Here is a 19184-nt window from a genome sequence, read left to right on the forward strand (position 1 = left end):
CTTTAAAGGGGAGTGTGCCGCTACCTCTCAGCTAGGCTTGGCGCTCAATCATGGGCAAATTCATTTGGAGCTGATCGCGCCAATATTCCGCACGCGCCTCAAGAACGGGTCTTTGCCATCGGTGTGCGGCAAGTTCACGCCCCGCCATGCTGCCTTTGGCAATTTGGTCGTCAAGCTGCTGGCAGGCTTGCTCATAGCGCTGTAGAGCGCGGAGATCGCCGCGCAGCAGGGCGTCAATTTGCATATCGCACCAGACAGCGAAACGCACATCGAGCCATTGCGCGAAACGCACGCCCAGTTTGGGGTGAAGCCACGTGCCGCCTTGGTGACGCCCGCGCTGCGTTTTTAAAAGTGACTCAGGATCACAATTAAAGGCCTCGGCCAAGACGGCTAAATACTCCCTGGTTTCATCCTGCTTCAGCCAGTCAACTGGCCGCTTGCCAAACCGCTTGGCGATATCGGTGGCATTTATCCAGCCATCGACATTGAAGCGAACGACCTGGTCCTGATACGGAAAGGGGATAACGTTTTTCATTGCGGATTACCTCAATAGAAAGAGCCCGTCGCACAGAGACAGCGGCCCCAGAGCTAACCGCGCTCACCGGACCCTTTCTGTTGGGGACTCTGGATTCAGCGCCGTGCGAGGCGCATATAAGAGAAAAGCCGCTTCAATGAGCGGCTTTTGAAAGCGAAGTATTGGTAGTATTGGCGGGCGTGTGTCCGCACGCTCAACCAGAGGGTATAGCTATGTCGAAGTGGCCAGATAACAAAGGCAAGGCGTGGTCAAAGGAGGATGTCGCCGAGCTAAAAAAACTTGCTAAAGGCAATACGCCCACAAGGGTTACAGCCTTGAAGTTGGGTAGAACAGAAGCTTCCGTTTACTCCAAAGCTCAGCAGGAAGGGATTAGCCTAAAACCAACCAACCAGTCTCCTTACAATAGGAAAAAGTAATTTTTGCTACTCGCTTTTAAAAACGCCGCTCCCCGCCAGTAGGCCCTCGGTCATGACTGGCGAGGGCGGTTCGCATTGTCAGTTGTCGAGAAGTCCTAAGGGCTGTTCTCGGAGAGCCGGCCTTGCTCTTTGATGCGCTGACGCAACTGCATGATGTGATCAACCGTCGCCGCCGCTTCCTCCTCGGTCGGCTGCTCGGCCTTCTTGCTCTCTGATTCAGGAAACTTGGCATCCATGGCGCGCTGGAACTCGATCATGGTCATCGCCCACGCTTCGGCACTGGATAGCCCCAGGTGCGCCTGAGCGACGCCTACAAACTCGGCGGGATCAAATGCAGCCATCGGCTTGCCGCCGCCTTTACGCGGCTTTGGCGCGCCCACGATCCCGGCGATAGCCAGCTTGGCACCCAGCACATGGATGTTCTGCAATGGCAGGGCGCCCATGACGTAGCGCAGCCGCCCGCGCACGTCCTTGAAGAAGCCGATCAACGGGCTGATATCGTCATCACCGACATGGCACGCACGCAGCACGGCCAGCGCCGCGACAAAGCCATCGGCACCGGGCGCCTGGATCCGGCCCAACAGCCGCACGATCTCCGCCGGCTCGCCGAGCTCGGCCATGGCAGCCAGGGTAGGGCGGAACAGCCAGTCCCGCCCTTGCCATGTGATCGACAGCTCGCCGGCGTAGACGTTAGCCTGCTGTTGCGGTGTCGATGGTGTAGGCAAAGCTGTTGCCCTCCAGCGTCCATGAGGCCACGTCATCATGCGGCGCGTTGTTGCGGAATGAGGTCAGCAGCGCGGTACCGGTGTAGGTGCGCAGCTGGTTATCGCCCCGCGGCACGGTGATACGCAACCAGATGTTGGGATAACCGGTCGGGCTGCCGTTGCCGCTCGGGTCGTTGACGTACTCTTCAAGCGCATCGACGTTCTTGGTCGTGTCCTTGGTGGCCAGGCCGTCGAAGCTGATATCACTGGACTTGTAGGTCACTAGGTTTTCTTGCGTCAGGTTCGGACTGTCGTCGGTCGTGGCGTCCGTGGTTTGCCATTCGGCGCCCCATTCTTTGCCGCGCATCGCGCCGATCACCAGCCAGTTGGCTTCGCTGCCGGTCGGATCGGTTGTGGCGTACTCGACCAGAACCTCGCGGCCCAGGTATTTCTGAATCTGTTCCATTGCCATGGTTGGCTCCTATGTCCACACGCGGACGTTGAGTTCGTAGATTGAGCGCCCGGATTCGAGCGTTGAGGGGCCAACAACGTCGGCCAGGATTTGAAAATTGCACACGCCAACGGCGGTGTGGTTAGCGATAAGGTAATCGCGGATGGCAACGGCTCGCTCGTAGCCGGTATCGGGCCGCTCGGTACAGATGCCGATCGTCACACCGGGTTGCTGCATCAGCTCGCTGGGTGTGGCGCCGGCATCGGGACGGTATAGGATCGAGTCAGCGGCCCCGGCCTCTGTGTTCTCGGGGTACAGGCGAAAAAAAACCGGCTCAAGGCCGGCCAACTGCTCGCCCGCAGCGAGATGGTCATGAAGCACACGAAGTGCGTTCATACTCGATAACTCCTGGTGATATGGGCTTCAATATCTGCCCGACCATCGCGTTCGAAGCCGCGCTCGAGAAAGCGATCTTCAGCGGCAGCCTTCTGCCAGTTTTTGGGGCCGCCACCATGCACAGCTGCTGCGTAAGCGGCGGTGTAGCCCACCACTCCTACGGTGCCGGTCGCTGTATTGGTGATTTGACGAAAGCGTGAGTTGACCAGGTTCGACGTGTCGACTGGAGTAAGGTTAACGGCGTACCCCTCGCCGATGATAAGAATTTCGGTGACAACCTGATCAGTCAGCGGGCCGGCAATGAGTTTGACGGCGCGCGAGAAATTGCGGCGGACTTGTCGTCCTCCTCGAGTTGGCATTCTATGTCCTCTGCCGAGCTAGATGGATCAAACTCATCGATCACTTTATCTATGGCGTACCTGAACGCCGCCATTTTGGTCGATCTCGACTGGGACGCTGCATGATAGCCCGCCATCTTAAAGGCTTCGGTGCACGCCTCCATAAGTCTGCTCTCAAAGACTTCTGCTAATGCATACATTTTCTTTTCATCTTCAAAGGAAAGCGCCTCTAATTTCCTTTTTCCGTATGTCACAACCTCAACAATGAGGTCAGTGCAGCTAACTGCATACTCGTTGATATAGTCGATGAAAGGCTTTGCTATCGCAAAATCTGGCGATCGAACGTGACATTCATGGCAAAGAAGAAAGAAATTTGAAGGCGTGCTTTGGCCGCCCAAACTATGGGGAATGATATGAGCCGACTCTTGATAGCCCTGGGATCCACAACACCAGCAGAGTCTCAATTCGTCGTAGTCATCCTCTATGTTTTCGATCACGCGCCCGTTGAAGCCAAGGGCAATTGCCTCACTAATATGCTCTTGCCAGTATGATCTGACTTTTCCGGCGGGTATGTGTTTGCGCTTATTGGCCGGCTTGCTCATCGCATTCATTCCTCATGACAGTTTGGTCATGTGAATAACACGAAGTCCGGCTCTTCACCAAACGGGCTCATGTCCCAAGCCCCGACCTTCTTGATGGTCTTGGCCGTGGCCGGCGGAACCTCATCTTCGAGCGCTGCGCCGATTACGATGCGGTCACCCGACTGGATTGGCAGCGGGCTCTCATGCCAGACAGTGTCGCGCGGCACGAACTGCTGGCCGCTGTCGTCAGTCTGGGTTTCACCCATGTTCTTGAAGGTGCATGCGATGACGTGCGGACCAGTAAAGAGCGGCTCGCGCGTGTACGGGTCACGCTTGCCAGCCTGAAGCCAAAGCGTAGCCTGGTGGGTGTAGGTCCATCGTGCTGTTGCGCTCATGCACGCCCCCGGCTACGTCCCGGCCCTGCCACTGCAACGAATGGACGTGCCTTGTCCGACTGCAGCAGCCGAGTAACGCAGCCGGCTGAATCCAGCGAGCGTAGCGCCGATCCCCAATTTGTCGAGTCGATTCCGTCGCCTGTCGGCGTGGCGAATGAGCGAGATGCGCCAGACGGCGCTGACTGACTGCGAATCTGACCGCCAGCGGCGAGGGTGGCCAAGTGCCCGACAGCATTGATCTTGAGAATACGCTGCGTAGCTTCGGGCACCCGGTTCTTATCGAGGCAAGCATCGGCGCCATCGATCACCGCGATGTAGTCGCGGAGCATCGCGTCGGCGCCAGTGATGCCGTAGCCCCGCACATCGTCAATGGTAATCGTGGCGGCCATGGCTTATTCCTCGTCAGCGAGCTTGGCTTTCTCGAATTTCGTTTCAAGCGTCTCGAGCTTGCTATTGAAGCCTGGACGCTCACCGGTCAGCTTCTCGATCTCATCGATCAGCCAAGCCTTACGATTGGCGTCTGCTTCGTCGCTGGAATCTCCGGTTGTTCCGTTCGCGGCACCGTGGATTTCCGCCTTAAGCTTTGCATTCTCAGCCCGAAGGGCTTCATTATCCTGCTTGAGGTCATCATTCTCGTCACGTAGTGCGGTAAGTTCGCCGCCTGCATCCTTGTCAGTCGTCAGGCCTGACTCGTTGATCGGCTCGACCTTTCCGGCGAACACGGTCGGGATTTTGTCGCCCTCGATCGTGATGATATCGCCCACAGCCTTGCGATTGCCGCGGTGATAGAGGTTCGGTTTCGTCACACGGAGTTTCATAGCAGTTTCCTGTCGTCAGAAAAAAAGAAGGGGGCCGAAGCCCCCGTGGATCACTCAGCAGCGGCGTAAAGCCAGGCCGTGCGACCGTTGATATCTGCCCGAATCTGCAGACCCATCGCCGACCAGACCAGGAACTGGTGGCGCGCGAACGGCGTCTGGCGTGGCAGAGCCAGATTCGACACAGCCTGACCGAGCAGAGGCGAGATGTATTCCTGTGACAGCACGCCCATGATTAGCTCGTTACCTTGGAGGCCGGATAGCTCCTTGATAGCACCGATACCAGCTAGGCTTTCAAGCTCCTGGCGCAACGAGCGTGTGGCCGTGACCACACCATCGATGATGAAGTAGCGGTCGAATGTTGCCGCAATCTCGGGAGAGACATAGACGGTCAGGTCGGCGCTGACCCGGTTATCACGTCGGATGATGTCACGCAGTCGGATGAACTCATCGCGCACAGCTTCGGGAGCCGTCTGGCGGCTGGTCAGGTCGATGGTAATCGAGGCCTTGGCCGTGTTCGCGCCGTTACGAATGCCGTAGGACTTCACGCCCTTGAACTGAAGCGGGTTGCCGTTGGCATCCACGACACCATCTAGGCAGCTATCAGCCATACGCTCGCGTACTGTGCGCGTCGAGCCCGCTTGGTCATCGAGCAGGTCGTTCCAGCCTTCGGACTGCTGGCCGGCGAGCTCACGCCATTCACGGTAATAGCCGGACTGGTGTACGGGAACGATTGCACTGTCGTAGCTGTAGACGGTCTGGTCGTTCGGAATCGGCTCAAGGCCTGAGATGCTGGATGTCGCTGCGCCACCGCTACCGGCTTGACGGTACTGGTTGATCATCTTGCCAATGCTTAGCGGTCGAGCCAGCGGCATCAGGTCGTTCAGCAGTACCTCGACATTCGGGTCCAGCATGATTGCCTTGGTCTGCGCATCCATTTCGGCATAGACCGGGTAGGGAACGGGCGCGCTAGCATTGCCGACTAGCCCTGGCATCTGGATGCCAGCAAAGCCCCGCTCAGCGTTGATGTGTAGCGCGCGGTGAGCCTGAAGGTAGGCATACTGCCCAGCCAGGCTCTGATTCGCCGCCACGCTCTTTTTATCGAAAACGTAGGTGGTCATCAGGTCTCCTTAGATGAATTTGACCGCGACCAGCTCCGAGCCGGTACCGGTAGTGAGGGTTTCGGCGGCGTGACCAATCGCGGTCGAGCCGTCAGCGGGGTCGGTGGCCGTCAGCGTGCCGCCAGCAGTGGCAAATAGCGGCGCGTCTTCGACGATGTCCTGCTCACCATCGGTGAGCACGTTCAGGATCAGCCCCGGGCCGCAGTAGAACGCGGTAGCCGTATCATCAGCCGTGTAGGCAGTATCGATGAACTCCTGGCCGAGATGATCCTTGTCGAGCACGTAGCTGACATCACCGGGACCGGCGGCGAACTTGCCGTTGGCATCCAGGTGGACGATTGTGCCCGGCAGGGGCGAAGACGCCACCGGGGACTCTTTACGCAGTGGCTGTTCGAGCATCTGCGCGGGGCCGCAGAAAATGACGTTCTTGCCCCACTTGGTGTGGTTTGCCATGCGGGTTTACTCCGGCAGGGTGTTGGTGTCTTCGGTCGGCGCGCCGCCGAAAGCGGTATTGATATGGAAGCCGACGGGTGCGGGTGCTTGCTTGGCCAGCACCTTGGCCTTGGCGTTAGCCGTCATACCCTTCAGGTCTTCGTCGTCGAAGCCCAGAGCCTTCAGCTTCTCGTCGGTCGCGGCGTTGGCGGCGCGCTTCTGCTCATCGGCGTTGGTCTTGAGCTCGGTAATTGCATCGCCTTGCTCTTTCTGATTGGCGGTCAGCGTGTCGAGCTTTTCGCCGAATGGCTTCATGGCCTCGTTCATCGCGCTGATCAGTTCTTCTTTCGTCATGTCGCCCTCCGGGGCTGCTGCATTTGCGGTAGTGGTCTGGGAGCTTTCAGACTGCGCGCCCCCGAAAGCGCTCTTGATGACCGTCACCAGCTTGTCGAGACGGCCCTTGTTCTGTTCGCGCTGTTCGGCGCGGTCGGCCAGGCGGAGAATGTGCTCTGCGGCGGCGGTGATTTCGTATTCCTCGTCGCCGGTGAATTCGACGTTCGCTTGGAGTACCTCGGCTTCATGGCCGGCGGCATTGACGAACATGCCGACGCCCTCGGCGGGAGTGGCCGCCCCAGGCTCGCCAATAAGGATGGCGTCGTGATCGAACTGCATGTTGTGGGCCGACCAGGTGTAGCGCTTACCCTTGCTCTCGCCGTTCGCCATCTTGATCTCGAGTTCGAGACCCGTGCTGGTGTGGATGGGCTCCTGCTTTTCGATGGCCTGGATCAGCTCGCGACCTTCGGCGGTTTGGTTGGCAACGCGGATATTCACGACCTTATCGAGCAGCACGCGGCCGCCTTCGCGCCGGACGTTCTCGTTCCAGGCACCGATCCAGTGTTTGTTGATCGCATGCGGGGAGCGGGCGGGGATGAACTGGTTACCAACCTTCGGATGGCCGAGCGGCGCCGGCGTACCTTCGAGGCCCTTGTAGCTGGCCTCGATCTCGGCGGCGCTGTAGAGGCCGCCATTCATCACACAGTCGTCAGGCAGGGTGGCCGAAGGGATGCGGTAGTGAGGCTCGCCATTGATAGTTTCTTTCTTGATCTGCGACGCATTCACACGCGTCACGATGTGGGCATGCTTCGTGGTCATGCGTCCTCCAGAAACGAAAAAGCCCCGCCGGTTAGGGCAGGGCTAGGTTAAACAGCTGTTAGCTGAGCGAAGTAGCGGCGCAGGTTACTTGCTGCGGTTGGCGAATACCAGCAGCAGGGAAACGGCCAAAATACCGAGAATTTCAGCGATGATCATTCCTGTGTCTGGAAGCCCTCGCGGACTCCAGAAAAAGCTGTACCCAGCTGGCCGGCTATTCCAGATGTAGGGTTGGTATATGAGCGCTATGACCACCGCTGCGGCCGCAATTCTTAGAATCAATCTATCGCTCACTTGAATCCCCTTCTGAATGCTTGATGATCCGATACATCGCCTGACCGGGCACGACCGACAAAACCTCGCCAGGCTCAAGTTCGGGTACTGCCCGATTCCGCAACCGTCCGCACTCATCCGCCATCAACCGGTGTTCGGCAATGCGGCGATACTCGAACTGGCCTTGAACTAGGACGATCATGTGGGTTTGGTCGGTCACGCGGCAGCCTTAAAGAATTTCTGACCCTGCAACTTTAGCTTGCCGGGCAGGGCGCTGGATAGCGGCTTTCCGTTCTGATCAACAAGTATCGCCACCTGAGTGCACTTGCAGTTGATAGCGTTGCCATCTCGAGCGTAGAACTCTTGCACCTCAGCGCGGGTGTAGACGAGGCCATGGCGGCTGGCGTGTGTCGCCCTGGTGGTAGCTGAGAGCGCCGAGATCCACAATAGCCGGGTGCGAATGCCCTCGGCATTGGTCTGGGCGTCCTCCTCCCAGATCGCGCGGCGGTGAGCGACGTTGATCTCAGTACGAGCGATGCGCTCGGCTCGAGCCCGGGCGCCGGTCGTGCTGCCGTCCTCGAGGGCACGCACGCCGATTCGCTGTTTGACCGCACGCGCGATCTCTCGGGGCGACTGACCCCTGGCCATGCCATCAGCCAGCGTCCGGGCCAGCTCGGTGCGCAGCTGATCGCTGAACCCCTGCATCTCTTCGAACACGCGAGCCCGAAGCAAGGCAACACGGTTGCGGTAGGGTGCTGAGACGAGCGTTTCTTCAACCGTCCGCCGGAATACCTCGGTCTGGGCGGCCAGGCTCACTACCGAAGACGCCGTGCTTTGCTGATAAGCCATCTCGACCTGGCCTACAACAATTGGCTCACCGTTTACCGCTCGCATCACCAGCTCGTTAATCAAAGCGGCGATGTAGCTATTCATGTCGTCGAGGATGAACGGGTCGAGCAGGTATTCGTAGGTGCGGCCATCCCCGGCGGCGTTAGCCGTCACCTCGCGGCGCCCGATCTGCTCGAACCGTTCAAGCACTCCGCGCTGGATGCCAGCAAGCGCCTGCTGGATCTGTTTGAACGCTCGCTGCCGTTGCCGGGTGGTTTGCGTCGGACTTGCTGTATTACGCGGCAGTACCGGTTGTCTCGCCATCCTCTTCGCCCTCCGGTATGCCGTCATCCAGGTCGTCGGTGTCCGGCGCTCCCTCATACCCGGCCACGTCACGGATCTCCTCGGAAGTGAATGCCGGTGGCTCACCGGTACCCAGAGAGGCCTTATTGACCTCGCTCATGATTTTGGCGTTACCAAGCTTCTGTTCGAGCGTTGCATCAGTCAGGTCGTCCCAGCCAATGTAGAACTCGAACTCAGGCAGAGCGCCGAACCGCATGAGCTTTGAAACCAGCCCTTCAGCGTTGGGAACGGTAAACCGGCGCCGCCGGGTCATGATCGTTTGCGCCCACTCGCGGCTATTCTCTTCGCTTGAGCGCTGGGCAATCTGCTGACCAAGCAGGATGGGCAAGGGGCACGAAACGCCAGCGGCATATGACTGTATGGCCACGGCGAAGAAATGCTCAGGCGAGGGCAGGCTGTAGGCAAGCGCCTTGGCCTCCATATCACCCAACATGAGCAGCTTGTCCATGCCAGCACTCAGATCGGCGGCAGTCTCGTTGAGCTTGTCGGCCACCTGATCGACCTCGACGCCGAACATCTGCGCCAGCCCTTGGACGTCGATGCCATCCTTGCCTGTGGAATGCAGGGAGAATGCGCCGCGCGCCGTCTTCCAGAATCCCTCGCCGCCAGCGCCGACAATCTTCTCGATGGTCAGCAGGTCATTGAATCCGGCTTCGTTCGCAGGAATGCCGTAAATTGAGTCGTCGTCCGCGCCCTCGGCGATAATGTGGATACGATCGGCATGAATGGTCAGGCTTTGCCGCTCATCCCGGCCGGTTTGAACTGCCTGGGGCATGAACTGGTAGCTGGTCGGATTGCCGTACTCCGGTGAGGCTTGGTCTTGCTCGAACTCCAGCGGCTCGAGCTGCGCTTCGAATAGTGGCTGCATCTTGAGAAGCTTCACTGGTCGGGTAACAGGCCGACTGGGGTGCTGGCTATCATCGAACACCAGGTAAAGCGCCGAGTAGCGGCCGACACGGCCGCGCCAGTCTGCGGCCTGCATCCGGTTCCAGAATGACAGTTGCCGGAGAGCTCGCGCCACCTCACGTTCACGCCGAGTCTCGCTGTGCGGTTTGTCGCCTTCCATGCCCTCAACGACCCAGGGGTTTGTCTCCCAGGTCTTTTCGACGTGGCGCATGACGCCCGCCCGGGCGATGCCGTTGCGCTTGAACATCGAGTGGAAGTTGTTGAACTCAAGCAGCTCGGGATAGCCGTAGTCGGCCCACGCCGTGGCGCGCTTGGCGTCGTTGCTCATCGTCGGCAGGGCGCCGCCGAACATTGGGCCACGGCCACCCCTCATATTTTGGTATGGCGTGAAGCCCATCGGAAACCTCTATCGTCGTTGGTGTCGGGAGAGCACGAGCCCGGCCGACTTGTGTTTGATCAGCGGCGCCAGCGCATAGCGCAGAGCGTCAATATAGTGGTTGTGCTTATCAACGATATCGGTCAGCACATCGCCGCTCAGGCGGTCCACTTTGTAGCTATAGAGTCGCGCCTCCTTGAGGGTGGCAGGACAGCGCGGGTGGATGATGATCTCTGTGTAGCTGCGCAAATGGGCGATACCGTCCTCGACACTGCCTGGCCACTTCACCACGCCCTCGATGCTTGGCAAGTTGTCGCGCTTGCCGTTGCCATTCGACTTCACGTGGCTGATCGTTTCAGGGCGAGCAGAGTCGGCGCGAACCTTGTGTCGCTCAATAGCGGGAAGCCGATCGATCATGAACTTGGCAATATGATCGTTCTCGAGAGCGACCTTGCCGGCCTCATACTCGATCCAGAGCCGTCTATCGTAAACCCAGCACCGCACACCGGCGGTTGGATCCTGCGAGAACCCCCAGTCAATGCCGTAGTACGGACCATCCCAGCCTTTGCCGGGCTCGAATTCGGCGACACGGTACTTGCCGGCCAATATCTGGGATTCGCTGTTCTCTCGGTAGGCGCCATCCCAGATCCACGCATAAGTCTGGTCATCCAGCGCCATCTGGTCATTGCGGCGCTCCTCGTCGAGAACATCGGGAAACCATGGGTTGTCCATGTAGTTGAGCTCGACGATCTTGGCGCTGGGCGGAATGTTCTTGCGAAAGCGCGTATCAGTGGGGCTGCCGTCGAGCTCGGGGTTCCAGGTGATCCAAACCTCGGAGTTTTGCTCGCGCACGGTGGGCAGCAGCTTCTGCCAAGCTATCTCGGTGACGGTCTCGGCTTCATCGACCCACGCAATCAAAATGCGCGCTTTCGACTTGATGCTGTCCAGGTTGTGGCGAAGTCCAGAGAACGTGTACCAGACGCGCCGGTTCTTCGTGCGAATGTACTTCTCGCCGATGTCGAAGTAGGCATCCAGCCAATCAACCGACCGGATAGCTTGCTTCACTTCCTCCATGCTCGAGTCTTCGAGCGAGTTCATGTACTCGCGCCCGCACAGAATGACACCGGACTGCTCGGCCTCGGCGAACATGTAGGCCCGAACAGCGGTCATCAATGCGAATGAGCGCGTCTTCGCCGATCCGCGCCCGCCATACGCGCCACGGTAGCGAGCCGGACCACTGAATACCGGTATGAGCTTAGGAGGTAGCTGAATCCTCGCTGTAGTCATGAGGCGCCACCAGCTCGATAGTCGTGGGTTTCGGGGTCATGCTGCCGTCGCTGGAGACGTGGTCGACGCGATCGGTGAACATGCCCAGGTGCCGGGCCACGTTCTCGAGCGCTTTGGCCTGGTCCTGCATCTTGATCTCCAGGCCATCCTTGGTCTGCTTTACCCCGGCGAATAGCAGCTTGGCACTACCCGTCAGGTTGCGGGTGTCCTCGGCATAGACGCGCGGCACACCTTCCCCGCCGCACTTTGGGCAACCAGGGTGAGGGAGGTGGAAGTCTCGAAAGCCGAAGCCGCCATCGTCGCTGGGCTCTTTGCCTATCTCAGCGCTCGCCAGCGCGCGGTCGAACTCGGCTTCATCAGCCCACTGAAACTGATGATCATCGCCGTGGCAGTAACGACAGCAGCCGCGGCGTAGCTGCGTAAGCTCGGCGGCATCAGCAGTGGCGATCTCCCACCAACGGTAGAGCACCATATCTGCGGTGATTTTGGTTCGTTCAGAACGGGCGCCCATGCGCTCTTGAATAGCGGTCGCGACCTTAGCATTACTTAGCAGGCGAGAAGCCGTCACCTCGGCACTACGCTCGGCGTAGCCCGCTCGAATGGCAGCTTGCTTGGCGTTCAGGTCAATCAGGTACTCATCAACGAAACGAGACTGCCGAGCTGTCAGCGCGACAGCCTCTTTGGCAGTCGTTTTGTTCATTTTCCACCTATACTAAATTTTCACCCGAAGAGAAGTGAGGCGCCCCATGAGCAATGCAACTCAACAGATAGCTGACGAACTGGGTCTTACCGTCGACGAAGTTGAAGAGGTCGGTATTGAAGATCTTATCGATGAAGATACTGGTAGCAGCGGGGAAACGACCTACAGCTATTACTTCAATGTCCCGGAGAACACGCCTAAGCACATACTCGATAAAAAAGCGTGGTCAGTAGGCGATAGAGTCGAGCTGAGCCTCAATACTTTTGATGAGCCGGACGACCACGCCTAACCGGCTGGCCTGCCACTTCGGTCACACATCACTTCCAGCATCGCTTGCCGTTCGTCGTAAGCGGCCCAAAGCGTGTTGATGTACAACTCGATGCGCCGGTACTCGGTGTCGCCCGCCACATCCCATAATCTGCCTCGGTCAATATCGGGCAGAACAGGGTGAGGCGGCACCGTGCATTGCGGCATAACCGCCACATACTCGGCCGTGGAACAGCTAGCGACGGAAAGAGCCAGTAGGCCGCTCAGCAGCAGGGCGCTTATCGGCTTCACGTTGCACCTCTTGGGAATGTTCTCGGGCCTCGGCCCTGGCTTTATCAATAGCGCGCTCGGCGTCGAGTACCGCGCTCTTGCTCCTGGCCTCAGCCTTGGCGAGGTTGGCCGCCTCCCTGGCTCGATCACGTTGACCGGCAACGAACAGGAGGGCAGCGCCGAGCAGGGCGGCGACCAGGGACAAGAAGCCGACGATCTTCGCCCATACGTTACTGATCATCATCGCGACCTCGCTTCAGGCCAGGCTGCTCGATGTTACGCAGTACGAACGCAGCGCTTGCCAGCACGGCGCCAGCGGCCTGGAACCACTGACCGGGCACGACGCCTTCCCAAAACGGAAGCAGACCTTGCAGTAGCGTCACGGCTGCGAGCAGGGTGGCTTGGTTAGACCATAGCCGGTGCCACACCTTGGCATCCTCAGTCAGTCGAATGCGATTCACCGAAACCTCCTGGGCATTGTTCTGCTTTTCGCTCGAGCTCGTTGATACGCCGCTGCAGTGGACCGAGGCGACCGTTTGCAACGTTGCGTTGGTTCTCGAATTTGCCCGCCCGCTCAGCCTCCCAGCGGTACGACCCCATGATGATTGCGTTGGCAGCCATCAGGCCCACGCTTACCCGCTGCGCTTGGTCAATGACCTGTTGCTGCTGGGCGATCCGGTTCAGGTAGAAGTCGCGGTGCTCCAGGCGTCGCTCATGCGCAGCTGACCACCCGGTCACAGCCACCGTGAACCCAACCAACATGATCACGAAAAACCAGAGCGGCATGCGGTAGCATCGAAAGAGTCGTTTCATCGTTTACCCCGAATGCTGTCAGCAATGCTGGAGAGCAGCGTTTTGAACTTGAGACCCTGGACCCGATCCTGAATACCGTGAACGCCCATCAGCGCCATGCCTGCGCCCACGCCGGCCGCTGCCTCGACAGGGAGCTGATACGCTCCGCCAGCCGGGATGCCCGACAGCCAGATGATGAGCTTTATCGTGCAAAATGCGATGACAGCGCAGACCAGCGCGGTATTTCGATTGCCGATCAGCCAGGAGACGAGAAACGCAGGTACCGCGGCGGCAATGCGTGGATCTTGAAACGGGGCGAGCGCCCACAGCCATATCTGTGCCAGTAGTTCGGCCATGAGCGACCCCTATTGTTTCGAGCCGCTTTGGTCCCTGAGCGCAACGTACGCGATGAGAAAAACGAATTGATAGAGCGTCTGTACGGCCATGCCGCCAGCGGCGCGATAGTCAGGGGCAACCACAGCACTCACCGTGCCCAGGCGCCAGGCGACCATGCCGCACGACACAGCGGCTATGGATAGCCACACCATCGAGATCAGCCACTCACGCCATCGGTCGCGGCTATACCGGACTGGCCCGTGACGCTTGTACTGCAGTCCGTAGAGAATGGCTGTAACTGCCGCAAGCGGTATCTGGACGAGAGCGAAAATTGAGTCAAGAGTCATGGGCTGGCATTGATTTCTGAATAGATTCGGATTGCAGCCTGCGCGCCAACCTCACTATGAACCTCACGCGACAGCTCGACGATCCGGCGGAACCAGCCAAAGACGAAATCCTCTTGGCGCTCGTCGCGCTCTGCCAGATCCCGGCAAAATGCAATGCGTACGCCGTTGATGGACTCAGCCAGGATCGAAGCGCCATCAGCGCCGCGGCGACTGCGATACACCTGCAGCCCTTCAAGGGTTTTCGGCCCGACCGCGCCATCAACGACCAGGTCCGGAAAGTCGCGGCCGCGGTTGTTCAGCACGTTCAGATTGCGCTGCAGCTCTTGGCCTGCGCGGCTAGGGCCAGAATGGACGCCGAAGTCAAAAAGATATTCAGCAAGCGGCTCGCTAATGGGGGCAATGCTGTCCAGGGCCAGGCTGTCCCAATAGCGCGCCTCATATATCCGAACAGCGGTAGCGCGGGGCAGGTTACGCATGTCGCCGGTATAGCCGTAGCTGCGCGCGACCGCCTGGGTGATGCCGTAATTGGTGGGGCCGCCACGATCCGATGGATGATTGACATAGCCGCCTTCACGGTCGATGACCGCTGCCACCAACTTTTGCTTTAGGGTAGTAGCCATTGGACACCTCAGAATAAAACGCCGCGGGAAGGGCGGCAAAAAAAGGGGGGATATTTCATAAAAGCACTTGCAAGGGTATCTTAGATACCCTATAGTTAACTCATCAATGCAGCACACAAACCCCAGCGGAGAAGTAACATGACCACATACAACGTAGTAATTGCAGCCGACCAGAACGAAGCCGAAGAATACGCAGCGTGGTTAATCGAGCAAGGTCATACAGCTGTAGTTGGCAACACCACCCGCACTACCATTGATGGGCAGCAAAACGACGTGGTTTCTGAGCAGCTATGGAACGACTACTGCAAGGGCTATTGAAATGATCGACGCGAGACTACACCATGACCCGGCCAAAGCGCCGGGTTTGATCGAAGCTGCTGTTATGGTTACAGGCAGCCAAAGAGAGCTTGCAGATCGCTTAGGCGTCACCAGCAAATACTTACAGCACCTCAAATCTGGATTTAAAAAAAACATGAGCTACACACTTCAAGTGGCTCTTGAAAGCCTGACCAGCGACTGATTCGAGCCAGCTTTATGATGCGTGATAAGCCATTTGAGAGCATAGAGGAACTGGATTCCTACATTGGAGGGCCACAAATCCAATGCCTTGAATGCGGGCGTTGGTTTAAATCGCTGGCCACTCATCTGTCACGCATCCACGGCATGAGTCACAGCGACTACCGTCAAAAATGGGGAATCCCTAAGCGGTATGCGTTGGCAGGTACGGCGACGCGTGAAATGCTTTCCGCGCAAATGAACGACTATATCGAGTCCGGTCGCCTAACCCACGATCATCTCGATAGAGCCGTTGAGGCAGCAAGAACAGCCGGACGAGGGGAGAAAACGCAGATTGACCTAAAGCTTCAGTCTGAAATGGTTGCGTCTACTCGGCCTGGCGATCATTCAAAATTGCCGCCCGGATCTAAAACGGCTGATGGCAGAGATGCAGATAGGCGCAGGGAGTATCAACAAAAATATCGGGCAACAAAAAAGCCCCGCGATTAGCGAGGCTTTGAATTAGGGCTGATTAAGCGTAGCTGTCACAGCTTGGGAAATAATAGCTCCACATTGCCTAGGGTGCAAGCGCTACGACGCTTTTTGAAGCCTTCTCTTGATGCCAAGTATCTCTTCAACTTCGACCTGTCCGCCGTCATCCAATTCATTGACGATGATTTGCAACAGCTCCCACGCCTTTGACCACTGGGGCGCCCAGTTCTTGAGGTCGAGCGCCTTACCATGCATGCCGCGCAGCCACTTGCCGATCTTCCAAGGCTCGTCCAGCGTACGCCCCTCGGGCCGAGCCTTGGCGTCCATGCGCTCGGGCACGTCATGCAGTACAACCCAGCACCGCTCGACGGCGGCCAGCGCTACCCAGTACAGCATGCGCTGACGATCACTCGACCACTTACTGAACCCTGGCAACCGCTGGGCTGCAATCTGCGACACGGCCAGCGCCGCCATGGTATTGGCCTGGGCCAGTGCCCGAGCATTCAGCACGCCGCGGCAGTTCAGCGCATCGCCCACGGCCTGGCGGGGCAGGTCCATGGCTTGGATAGCCGCATGCACGGCAGCGTAGTCCGCATTCATGCCGGCACCGACACCCCCCTTGGCCGAGCAGTCGACCATGCAGCCGAGTTCCGCCATTTCGATGCTGATCACGCCCTGGCTGCGCAGCCCGTCGTCTCGCGCCATCACCCAGGCCAATCGTGCGTCGTTCGTAATCATTTCGCCCCCTGACGTTTCTCGCTGACTACCTGGTCCCATACTGCTTTGATCCGCTCCGGCGTCGCGTGCGGGAATATCTGAATCCAACGCTCATGCACGGCCTTTCGTTGTTCCTTCGGTGCGGCCAGCATCTGCCTGGCCACGTATTTGATCTGGCACTCTTCAGCCCAGGCGTGCCATTCCGGTGGGTAACCGTTGAGGCCACCCAGTGGGCGGCCATCAGGCCATGCGGTAGGGCGCTCGATCATGCCGCCACCTCGGACACCGGGATGATTTCGATCCACGTCCCGGTTTCCGCCTGCCGGTCGATCTCGGGCGGCTCCATGATGACCCGGCGCACGTACTCGCCGCGGTCGTCGGGCAGCACGCCGGCGGCAACCAGTCCGTCCTCGAGGTGCTTCACGTTGAGCGAGTAATTGCTGGTATCGCGCCGGCGCACGCCCTTGCCCAGCCGCGGGCGGAATATCAGGTCGACGCGCTGGCCGATCGGCTGGACGCCCTCGCGCTTCACGACGCTGCGCACCAGCAGGTGGCAGCTATCGACCTCGCGTTTGCGCTTGGTCCAGTGCTGGCGGGTGCCTACGTTGGTGCTGGTGGCCAGATAGGGAATGAACAACTTCATGCCTTCTCCGCCTTGATGAGCTGACGGCGAGCCAACTGGTCCAAGGTCAGCACAATGGCCTCGTTCATTCGCGCGCGCCGCTCGTCCCGCGTCATGTCCTTGCCGTTGTCGATATCACCGTGACACTTTGGGCACAGCGCGGCCGTGAGCGCATCGCTAGCCTTCTGGCCGCGCCCCCGGTGTTGGTTACTATGGGCGGCCTGGATGCCCCAAGCGCCGCACAGCACGCAGTTCTCGATTTCGTGCACGTTCGCCAGCCACTGGCGGCACCGGTGCGGCCGGGTGGGCAGGTAGCACTCGTTGGGCATCATCAGTCCTCCTCCCACTCGTCGCAGAACAGCTCTTCGCAGGTCTGCTCGAACAGGCAGTCGCTGCAAAGCGCTTCGCCGTCATCGTTGAACCCTATGGCCTCGTCACAGCATTTCTCGCACTCGCCCAGCATCAGGCCATCTCCCAAAGAAGCTTTTGTCCTTGCAATACAGCAGCGGTATCAATGCGTGGTCGAGCCGGGGTATTCCAGTTGCCACCACCACGACGCCCTACAAGCCCCCATCCAGCCCCACGCAAACTGGCTCCACCTTCATCGGGCAAGGTATAGGTAATCAGACGGCGATATCCCATCGCTTTAGCAGCACGCCATGCGGCACCGTAGAGCATTGAGCAGGCGTTGCGTGTTCCGTCGGTGCAACACCGATTGACCTCAAGCGTCCAGCCGTCGTCATTGCCGCGCGCGACGGGCCGACCGATGATCGCCACACCATGAATGGCTCCTTCAACTGCGACGGCCACTGAAAATTTCGCCCCCGCAACTGGGCCATGGTGACGATGATTTGCTGCGACATAAGCGTTCGCTTCAGCCAGAGTCACAGGCACGATGGATAATTCGCTCATGCCACCTCCTTATAGTCGCCAGCTTGGTAGCCGCGCAGATTGGGATCAGTTAGCTGCATGCCCAAGCTGGTGAAATGCTGGTACACAGCATCCAAGTAGCGTGTCTTCTGATCTTTGTTCATCAGCCGGGTACAGGGGAAGTCGAGCGGCTCCTGCATGAGCTCGAGCTTTATCTCGTACGGCAGCGGCTTCACGATGCGATCGTATTTCTCGCGGAACTCGGGCAACTCCCAGCGCAGCATCGGGACCGCGAAGTGAAGCTTGCAGAAACCGCGGTACTCCTCAGCTGTGTGGTCGCCTTGGGCTTCGGCCTCCAGGAGCCACTTTCGCTGCAGCTTGTTCTGGTCGATGCTGCGTTTCACTTGGCGCTTGCGCACGACGATCTCGACGTCGCCCCAAAGCTGGATGGCATCGGTGATCACCTTCGGCAGTTTGGCGGCGGCAGTCAGCGCCTCCTGGATGGTTCTGGCCCGCGAGACGAATGGCTTGGTAGCTGGCTTGGTCATGCTGCACCTCGCTGACGCTGCTCAGCTTGTTCGATCAACTGCTGGCGGCGCGCCTCCTCTTGCCGGCGCCGCTCTTTCTCCGCCGCTTGCTTGCTACTGGAGTCGTCCACGAGCAGAGAGCGCAGATGATCGATATTGGCCTGAGCCCGTGCCTTTTTTTCGGGACACTCGCTCTCGTCAGGTTCCTTGAATCCATGCGGCGCCGGCAGTAAATGCTTGACCTTGGGCGCGGCTAGCAGCCCCTTCTTGATGCCTTGGGAAATGGCTTCCTGGCGCCGCTCCTTGCTCTCGCCCAGCGAGACGGTGTATTCCGGTGCGCGGCCCTCTGCTTTGGCCTGGCCAACTTCTCGCTCGTAGGCGGCGATGAATGCCATCCTGGCGCCCACCTTGTCGCCTTGCTCCATGATCGGGCGGGCGACGCCCATCGCCGCTGCCGTCTCCTGGGTCCAGATGATCGTGTCCATCTCGTCAAGCGACTGCAGGGCGACCGACCACGCCTCGTTCGGCAGCAAGTACTGCTGTGCGCTTGGGATGCGCTCGAGCACAGCAGCGAGCGTAAGGCGACCTGAAAGCTCGGCGCGGCATCGCGTCAGAGACTGTTCGATCTCGGCGCGGTCGTAGGGCCGCAAGTCGCGGATCATCATGTTGGCCGTGGCCGGGCGAATCTCGGTGCCGAGTAGCTCGGCGGTGGCATAGACCGTTTCCAGCAGCGCTTCGGCGTCTTGTTTCGTCAGTGGCATAG

Annotated in this window: 35 protein-coding genes; 4 read left to right on the forward strand and 31 right to left on the reverse strand. The window is 59.1% G+C overall.

Going from position 1 to position 19184, the window contains the following annotated elements; genetic code table 11:
- Positions 1–31 precede the first annotated feature (31 nt).
- From HW452_RS05120 to HW452_RS05205, 18 genes are all read right to left on the reverse strand, one after another.
- Positions 32–535, reverse strand: a complete 504-nt coding sequence (locus HW452_RS05120; protein ID WP_224105021.1) for a KilA-N domain-containing protein — start codon at positions 533–535, stop codon at positions 32–34.
- A 511-nt stretch (positions 536–1046) separates the two neighbouring features.
- Positions 1047–1676 carry a DUF6246 family protein gene (locus tag HW452_RS05125; RefSeq protein WP_224105022.1) on the reverse strand — a complete coding sequence of 210 codons (630 nt, stop codon included), beginning with the start codon at positions 1674–1676 and terminating at the stop codon, positions 1047–1049.
- A complete protein-coding gene (locus HW452_RS05130; protein ID WP_224105023.1) occupies positions 1642–2127 on the reverse strand; it encodes a phage tail tube protein in 486 nt (161 codons plus the stop codon). The genes HW452_RS05125 and HW452_RS05130 overlap by 35 nt, the downstream gene beginning before the upstream one ends.
- Before the next feature lie 9 nt (positions 2128–2136).
- Positions 2137–2502, reverse strand: a complete 366-nt coding sequence (locus tag HW452_RS05135) for a hypothetical protein (RefSeq protein ID WP_224105024.1) — start codon at positions 2500–2502, stop codon at positions 2137–2139.
- Positions 2499–2861 (reverse strand): hypothetical protein, encoded by a 363-nt coding sequence (locus HW452_RS05140; RefSeq protein WP_224105025.1) that lies wholly within the window; start codon positions 2859–2861, stop codon positions 2499–2501. The genes HW452_RS05135 and HW452_RS05140 overlap by 4 nt, the downstream gene beginning before the upstream one ends.
- Complete coding sequence (locus tag HW452_RS05145; protein ID WP_224105026.1) at positions 2789–3442, reverse strand: HNH endonuclease; 654 nt, start codon at positions 3440–3442, stop codon at positions 2789–2791. Before HW452_RS05145 ends, HW452_RS05140 begins: the two co-directional genes overlap by 73 nt.
- Before the next feature lie 26 nt (positions 3443–3468).
- Positions 3469–3816 carry a hypothetical protein gene (locus HW452_RS05150; RefSeq protein ID WP_224105027.1) on the reverse strand — a complete coding sequence of 116 codons (348 nt, stop codon included), beginning with the start codon at positions 3814–3816 and terminating at the stop codon, positions 3469–3471.
- Positions 3813–4205 (reverse strand): DUF7370 family protein, encoded by a 393-nt coding sequence (locus tag HW452_RS05155; RefSeq protein ID WP_224105028.1) that lies wholly within the window; start codon positions 4203–4205, stop codon positions 3813–3815. Before HW452_RS05155 ends, HW452_RS05150 begins: the two co-directional genes overlap by 4 nt.
- Before the next feature lie 3 nt (positions 4206–4208).
- Complete coding sequence (locus HW452_RS05160; RefSeq protein ID WP_224105029.1) at positions 4209–4634, reverse strand: hypothetical protein; 426 nt, start codon at positions 4632–4634, stop codon at positions 4209–4211.
- Between the two features lie 50 nt (positions 4635–4684).
- Complete coding sequence (locus HW452_RS05165; protein WP_224105030.1) at positions 4685–5752, reverse strand: major capsid protein; 1068 nt, start codon at positions 5750–5752, stop codon at positions 4685–4687.
- Positions 5753–5761: 9 nt separating this feature from the next.
- The gene (locus HW452_RS05170) at positions 5762–6205 is read right to left on the reverse strand and encodes a hypothetical protein (protein ID WP_224105031.1); all 444 of its coding nucleotides are present in this window, start codon (positions 6203–6205) and stop codon (positions 5762–5764) included.
- Between the two features lie 6 nt (positions 6206–6211).
- Positions 6212–7336, reverse strand: coding sequence for a DUF2213 domain-containing protein (locus tag HW452_RS05175; protein ID WP_224105032.1), 1125 nt, complete (start codon positions 7334–7336; stop codon positions 6212–6214).
- An 84-nt stretch (positions 7337–7420) separates the two neighbouring features.
- Complete coding sequence (locus tag HW452_RS05180) at positions 7421–7627, reverse strand: hypothetical protein (protein WP_224105033.1); 207 nt, start codon at positions 7625–7627, stop codon at positions 7421–7423.
- Complete coding sequence (locus HW452_RS05185) at positions 7617–7808, reverse strand: hypothetical protein (protein WP_224105034.1); 192 nt, start codon at positions 7806–7808, stop codon at positions 7617–7619. Before HW452_RS05185 ends, HW452_RS05180 begins: the two co-directional genes overlap by 11 nt.
- 14 nt (positions 7809–7822) lie before the next feature.
- Positions 7823–8758 (reverse strand): phage minor head protein, encoded by a 936-nt coding sequence (locus HW452_RS05190; protein WP_224105035.1) that lies wholly within the window; start codon positions 8756–8758, stop codon positions 7823–7825.
- Entirely contained in the window at positions 8730–10055 is a 1326-nt protein-coding gene (locus HW452_RS05195; protein WP_224105036.1) for an anti-CBASS protein Acb1 family protein, read from the reverse strand. The genes HW452_RS05190 and HW452_RS05195 overlap by 29 nt, the downstream gene beginning before the upstream one ends.
- A 54-nt stretch (positions 10056–10109) precedes the next feature.
- Positions 10110–11366, reverse strand: a complete 1257-nt coding sequence (locus HW452_RS05200; protein ID WP_224105037.1) for a PBSX family phage terminase large subunit — start codon at positions 11364–11366, stop codon at positions 10110–10112.
- Positions 11335–12066 carry a terminase small subunit gene (locus tag HW452_RS05205; protein ID WP_224105038.1) on the reverse strand — a complete coding sequence of 244 codons (732 nt, stop codon included), beginning with the start codon at positions 12064–12066 and terminating at the stop codon, positions 11335–11337. The genes HW452_RS05200 and HW452_RS05205 overlap by 32 nt, the downstream gene beginning before the upstream one ends.
- Before the next feature lie 46 nt (positions 12067–12112).
- Between HW452_RS05205 and HW452_RS05210 the strand changes: the two genes are divergently transcribed.
- The gene (locus HW452_RS05210) at positions 12113–12355 is read left to right on the forward strand and encodes a hypothetical protein (protein ID WP_224105039.1); all 243 of its coding nucleotides are present in this window, start codon (positions 12113–12115) and stop codon (positions 12353–12355) included.
- A gap of 213 nt (positions 12356–12568) precedes the next feature.
- Here HW452_RS05210 and HW452_RS05215 read toward each other — a convergent pair whose 3' ends face one another.
- The 5 genes from HW452_RS05215 to HW452_RS05235 form a co-directional block, all read right to left on the reverse strand.
- Positions 12569–12847 (reverse strand): hypothetical protein, encoded by a 279-nt coding sequence (locus tag HW452_RS05215; RefSeq protein ID WP_224105040.1) that lies wholly within the window; start codon positions 12845–12847, stop codon positions 12569–12571.
- Positions 12834–13064 (reverse strand): hypothetical protein, encoded by a 231-nt coding sequence (locus tag HW452_RS05220; protein ID WP_224105041.1) that lies wholly within the window; start codon positions 13062–13064, stop codon positions 12834–12836. The genes HW452_RS05215 and HW452_RS05220 overlap by 14 nt, the downstream gene beginning before the upstream one ends.
- Positions 13042–13416 carry a hypothetical protein gene (locus HW452_RS05225; RefSeq protein ID WP_224105042.1) on the reverse strand — a complete coding sequence of 125 codons (375 nt, stop codon included), beginning with the start codon at positions 13414–13416 and terminating at the stop codon, positions 13042–13044. Before HW452_RS05225 ends, HW452_RS05220 begins: the two co-directional genes overlap by 23 nt.
- Entirely contained in the window at positions 13413–13751 is a 339-nt protein-coding gene (locus HW452_RS05230) for a hypothetical protein (RefSeq protein ID WP_224105043.1), read from the reverse strand. Before HW452_RS05230 ends, HW452_RS05225 begins: the two co-directional genes overlap by 4 nt.
- A gap of 323 nt (positions 13752–14074) precedes the next feature.
- Entirely contained in the window at positions 14075–14698 is a 624-nt protein-coding gene (locus HW452_RS05235; protein WP_224105044.1) for a glycoside hydrolase family 108 protein, read from the reverse strand.
- A gap of 138 nt (positions 14699–14836) precedes the next feature.
- Between HW452_RS05235 and HW452_RS05240 the strand changes: the two genes are divergently transcribed.
- Genes HW452_RS05240 through HW452_RS05250 form a run of 3 tightly spaced genes read left to right on the forward strand, consistent with a single transcriptional unit; the run spans position 14837 to position 15703 of the window.
- Positions 14837–15016, forward strand: coding sequence for a hypothetical protein (locus HW452_RS05240; protein ID WP_224105045.1), 180 nt, complete (start codon positions 14837–14839; stop codon positions 15014–15016).
- Position 15017: 1 nt separating this feature from the next.
- Entirely contained in the window at positions 15018–15218 is a 201-nt protein-coding gene (locus tag HW452_RS05245; RefSeq protein WP_224105046.1) for a helix-turn-helix domain-containing protein, read from the forward strand.
- 14 nt (positions 15219–15232) lie between these two features.
- Entirely contained in the window at positions 15233–15703 is a 471-nt protein-coding gene (locus HW452_RS05250; protein WP_224105047.1) for a MucR family transcriptional regulator, read from the forward strand.
- An 81-nt stretch (positions 15704–15784) separates the two neighbouring features.
- On the opposite strand, the gene HW452_RS05255 is transcribed toward HW452_RS05250, so the two are convergent.
- Genes HW452_RS05255 through HW452_RS05285 form a run of 8 tightly spaced genes read right to left on the reverse strand, consistent with a single transcriptional unit; the run spans position 15785 to position 19182 of the window.
- Entirely contained in the window at positions 15785–16423 is a 639-nt protein-coding gene (locus HW452_RS05255; RefSeq protein WP_224105048.1) for a hypothetical protein, read from the reverse strand.
- A complete protein-coding gene (locus HW452_RS05260; RefSeq protein ID WP_224105049.1) occupies positions 16420–16671 on the reverse strand; it encodes a hypothetical protein in 252 nt (83 codons plus the stop codon). Before HW452_RS05260 ends, HW452_RS05255 begins: the two co-directional genes overlap by 4 nt.
- Positions 16668–17045 (reverse strand): hypothetical protein, encoded by a 378-nt coding sequence (locus HW452_RS05265; protein ID WP_224105050.1) that lies wholly within the window; start codon positions 17043–17045, stop codon positions 16668–16670. The genes HW452_RS05260 and HW452_RS05265 overlap by 4 nt, the downstream gene beginning before the upstream one ends.
- Entirely contained in the window at positions 17042–17356 is a 315-nt protein-coding gene (locus HW452_RS05270; RefSeq protein ID WP_224105051.1) for a hypothetical protein, read from the reverse strand. The genes HW452_RS05265 and HW452_RS05270 overlap by 4 nt, the downstream gene beginning before the upstream one ends.
- Positions 17356–17487, reverse strand: coding sequence for a hypothetical protein (locus HW452_RS17550; RefSeq protein ID WP_263433546.1), 132 nt, complete (start codon positions 17485–17487; stop codon positions 17356–17358). The genes HW452_RS05270 and HW452_RS17550 overlap by 1 nt, the downstream gene beginning before the upstream one ends.
- Entirely contained in the window at positions 17487–17936 is a 450-nt protein-coding gene (locus HW452_RS05275; protein ID WP_224105052.1) for an XF1762 family protein, read from the reverse strand. The genes HW452_RS17550 and HW452_RS05275 overlap by 1 nt, the downstream gene beginning before the upstream one ends.
- Complete coding sequence (locus tag HW452_RS05280) at positions 17933–18442, reverse strand: hypothetical protein (RefSeq protein WP_224105053.1); 510 nt, start codon at positions 18440–18442, stop codon at positions 17933–17935. The genes HW452_RS05275 and HW452_RS05280 overlap by 4 nt, the downstream gene beginning before the upstream one ends.
- A complete protein-coding gene (locus tag HW452_RS05285) occupies positions 18439–19182 on the reverse strand; it encodes a hypothetical protein (protein ID WP_224105054.1) in 744 nt (247 codons plus the stop codon). The genes HW452_RS05280 and HW452_RS05285 overlap by 4 nt, the downstream gene beginning before the upstream one ends.
- Between the last annotated feature and the right edge of the window lie 2 nt (positions 19183–19184).

This window comes from Vreelandella aquamarina, from assembly GCF_020075495.1.
GTDB lineage: Bacteria > Pseudomonadota > Gammaproteobacteria > Pseudomonadales > Halomonadaceae > Vreelandella > Vreelandella aquamarina_A.

Coding starts and splice junctions, on each gene's coding strand:
- HW452_RS05205 (WP_224105038.1), bottom strand. CDS start 12,066: ATGAACAAAACGACTGCCAAAGAGGCTGTCGCGCTGACAGCTCGGCAG.
- HW452_RS05200 (WP_224105037.1), bottom strand. CDS start 11,366: ATGACTACAGCGAGGATTCAGCTACCTCCTAAGCTCATACCGGTATTC.
- HW452_RS05140 (WP_224105025.1), bottom strand. CDS start 2,861: ATGCCAACTCGAGGAGGACGACAAGTCCGCCGCAATTTCTCGCGCGCC.
- HW452_RS05195 (WP_224105036.1), bottom strand. CDS start 10,055: ATGTTCGGCGGCGCCCTGCCGACGATGAGCAACGACGCCAAGCGCGCC.
- HW452_RS05240 (WP_224105045.1), top strand. CDS start 14,837: ATGACCACATACAACGTAGTAATTGCAGCCGACCAGAACGAAGCCGAA.
- HW452_RS05165 (WP_224105030.1), bottom strand. CDS start 5,752: ATGACCACCTACGTTTTCGATAAAAAGAGCGTGGCGGCGAATCAGAGC.
- HW452_RS05280 (WP_224105053.1), bottom strand. CDS start 18,442: ATGACCAAGCCAGCTACCAAGCCATTCGTCTCGCGGGCCAGAACCATC.
- HW452_RS05255 (WP_224105048.1), bottom strand. CDS start 16,423: ATGATTACGAACGACGCACGATTGGCCTGGGTGATGGCGCGAGACGAC.
- HW452_RS05185 (WP_224105034.1), bottom strand. CDS start 7,808: ATGATCGTCCTAGTTCAAGGCCAGTTCGAGTATCGCCGCATTGCCGAA.
- HW452_RS05270 (WP_224105051.1), bottom strand. CDS start 17,356: ATGATGCCCAACGAGTGCTACCTGCCCACCCGGCCGCACCGGTGCCGC.
- HW452_RS05150 (WP_224105027.1), bottom strand. CDS start 3,816: ATGAGCGCAACAGCACGATGGACCTACACCCACCAGGCTACGCTTTGG.
- HW452_RS05235 (WP_224105044.1), bottom strand. CDS start 14,698: ATGGCTACTACCCTAAAGCAAAAGTTGGTGGCAGCGGTCATCGACCGT.
- HW452_RS05285 (WP_224105054.1), bottom strand. CDS start 19,182: ATGCCACTGACGAAACAAGACGCCGAAGCGCTGCTGGAAACGGTCTAT.
- HW452_RS17550 (WP_263433546.1), bottom strand. CDS start 17,487: ATGCTGGGCGAGTGCGAGAAATGCTGTGACGAGGCCATAGGGTTCAAC.
- HW452_RS05275 (WP_224105052.1), bottom strand. CDS start 17,936: ATGAGCGAATTATCCATCGTGCCTGTGACTCTGGCTGAAGCGAACGCT.
- HW452_RS05120 (WP_224105021.1), bottom strand. CDS start 535: ATGAAAAACGTTATCCCCTTTCCGTATCAGGACCAGGTCGTTCGCTTC.
- HW452_RS05190 (WP_224105035.1), bottom strand. CDS start 8,758: ATGGCGAGACAACCGGTACTGCCGCGTAATACAGCAAGTCCGACGCAA.
- HW452_RS05145 (WP_224105026.1), bottom strand. CDS start 3,442: ATGAGCAAGCCGGCCAATAAGCGCAAACACATACCCGCCGGAAAAGTC.
- HW452_RS05225 (WP_224105042.1), bottom strand. CDS start 13,416: ATGAAACGACTCTTTCGATGCTACCGCATGCCGCTCTGGTTTTTCGTG.
- HW452_RS05175 (WP_224105032.1), bottom strand. CDS start 7,336: ATGACCACGAAGCATGCCCACATCGTGACGCGTGTGAATGCGTCGCAG.
- HW452_RS05155 (WP_224105028.1), bottom strand. CDS start 4,205: ATGGCCGCCACGATTACCATTGACGATGTGCGGGGCTACGGCATCACT.
- HW452_RS05250 (WP_224105047.1), top strand. CDS start 15,233: ATGATGCGTGATAAGCCATTTGAGAGCATAGAGGAACTGGATTCCTAC.
- HW452_RS05230 (WP_224105043.1), bottom strand. CDS start 13,751: ATGGCCGAACTACTGGCACAGATATGGCTGTGGGCGCTCGCCCCGTTT.
- HW452_RS05130 (WP_224105023.1), bottom strand. CDS start 2,127: ATGGCAATGGAACAGATTCAGAAATACCTGGGCCGCGAGGTTCTGGTC.
- HW452_RS05170 (WP_224105031.1), bottom strand. CDS start 6,205: ATGGCAAACCACACCAAGTGGGGCAAGAACGTCATTTTCTGCGGCCCC.
- HW452_RS05245 (WP_224105046.1), top strand. CDS start 15,018: ATGATCGACGCGAGACTACACCATGACCCGGCCAAAGCGCCGGGTTTG.
- HW452_RS05215 (WP_224105040.1), bottom strand. CDS start 12,847: ATGATGATCAGTAACGTATGGGCGAAGATCGTCGGCTTCTTGTCCCTG.
- HW452_RS05210 (WP_224105039.1), top strand. CDS start 12,113: ATGAGCAATGCAACTCAACAGATAGCTGACGAACTGGGTCTTACCGTC.
- HW452_RS05260 (WP_224105049.1), bottom strand. CDS start 16,671: ATGATCGAGCGCCCTACCGCATGGCCTGATGGCCGCCCACTGGGTGGC.
- HW452_RS05135 (WP_224105024.1), bottom strand. CDS start 2,502: ATGAACGCACTTCGTGTGCTTCATGACCATCTCGCTGCGGGCGAGCAG.
- HW452_RS05160 (WP_224105029.1), bottom strand. CDS start 4,634: ATGAAACTCCGTGTGACGAAACCGAACCTCTATCACCGCGGCAATCGC.
- HW452_RS05265 (WP_224105050.1), bottom strand. CDS start 17,045: ATGAAGTTGTTCATTCCCTATCTGGCCACCAGCACCAACGTAGGCACC.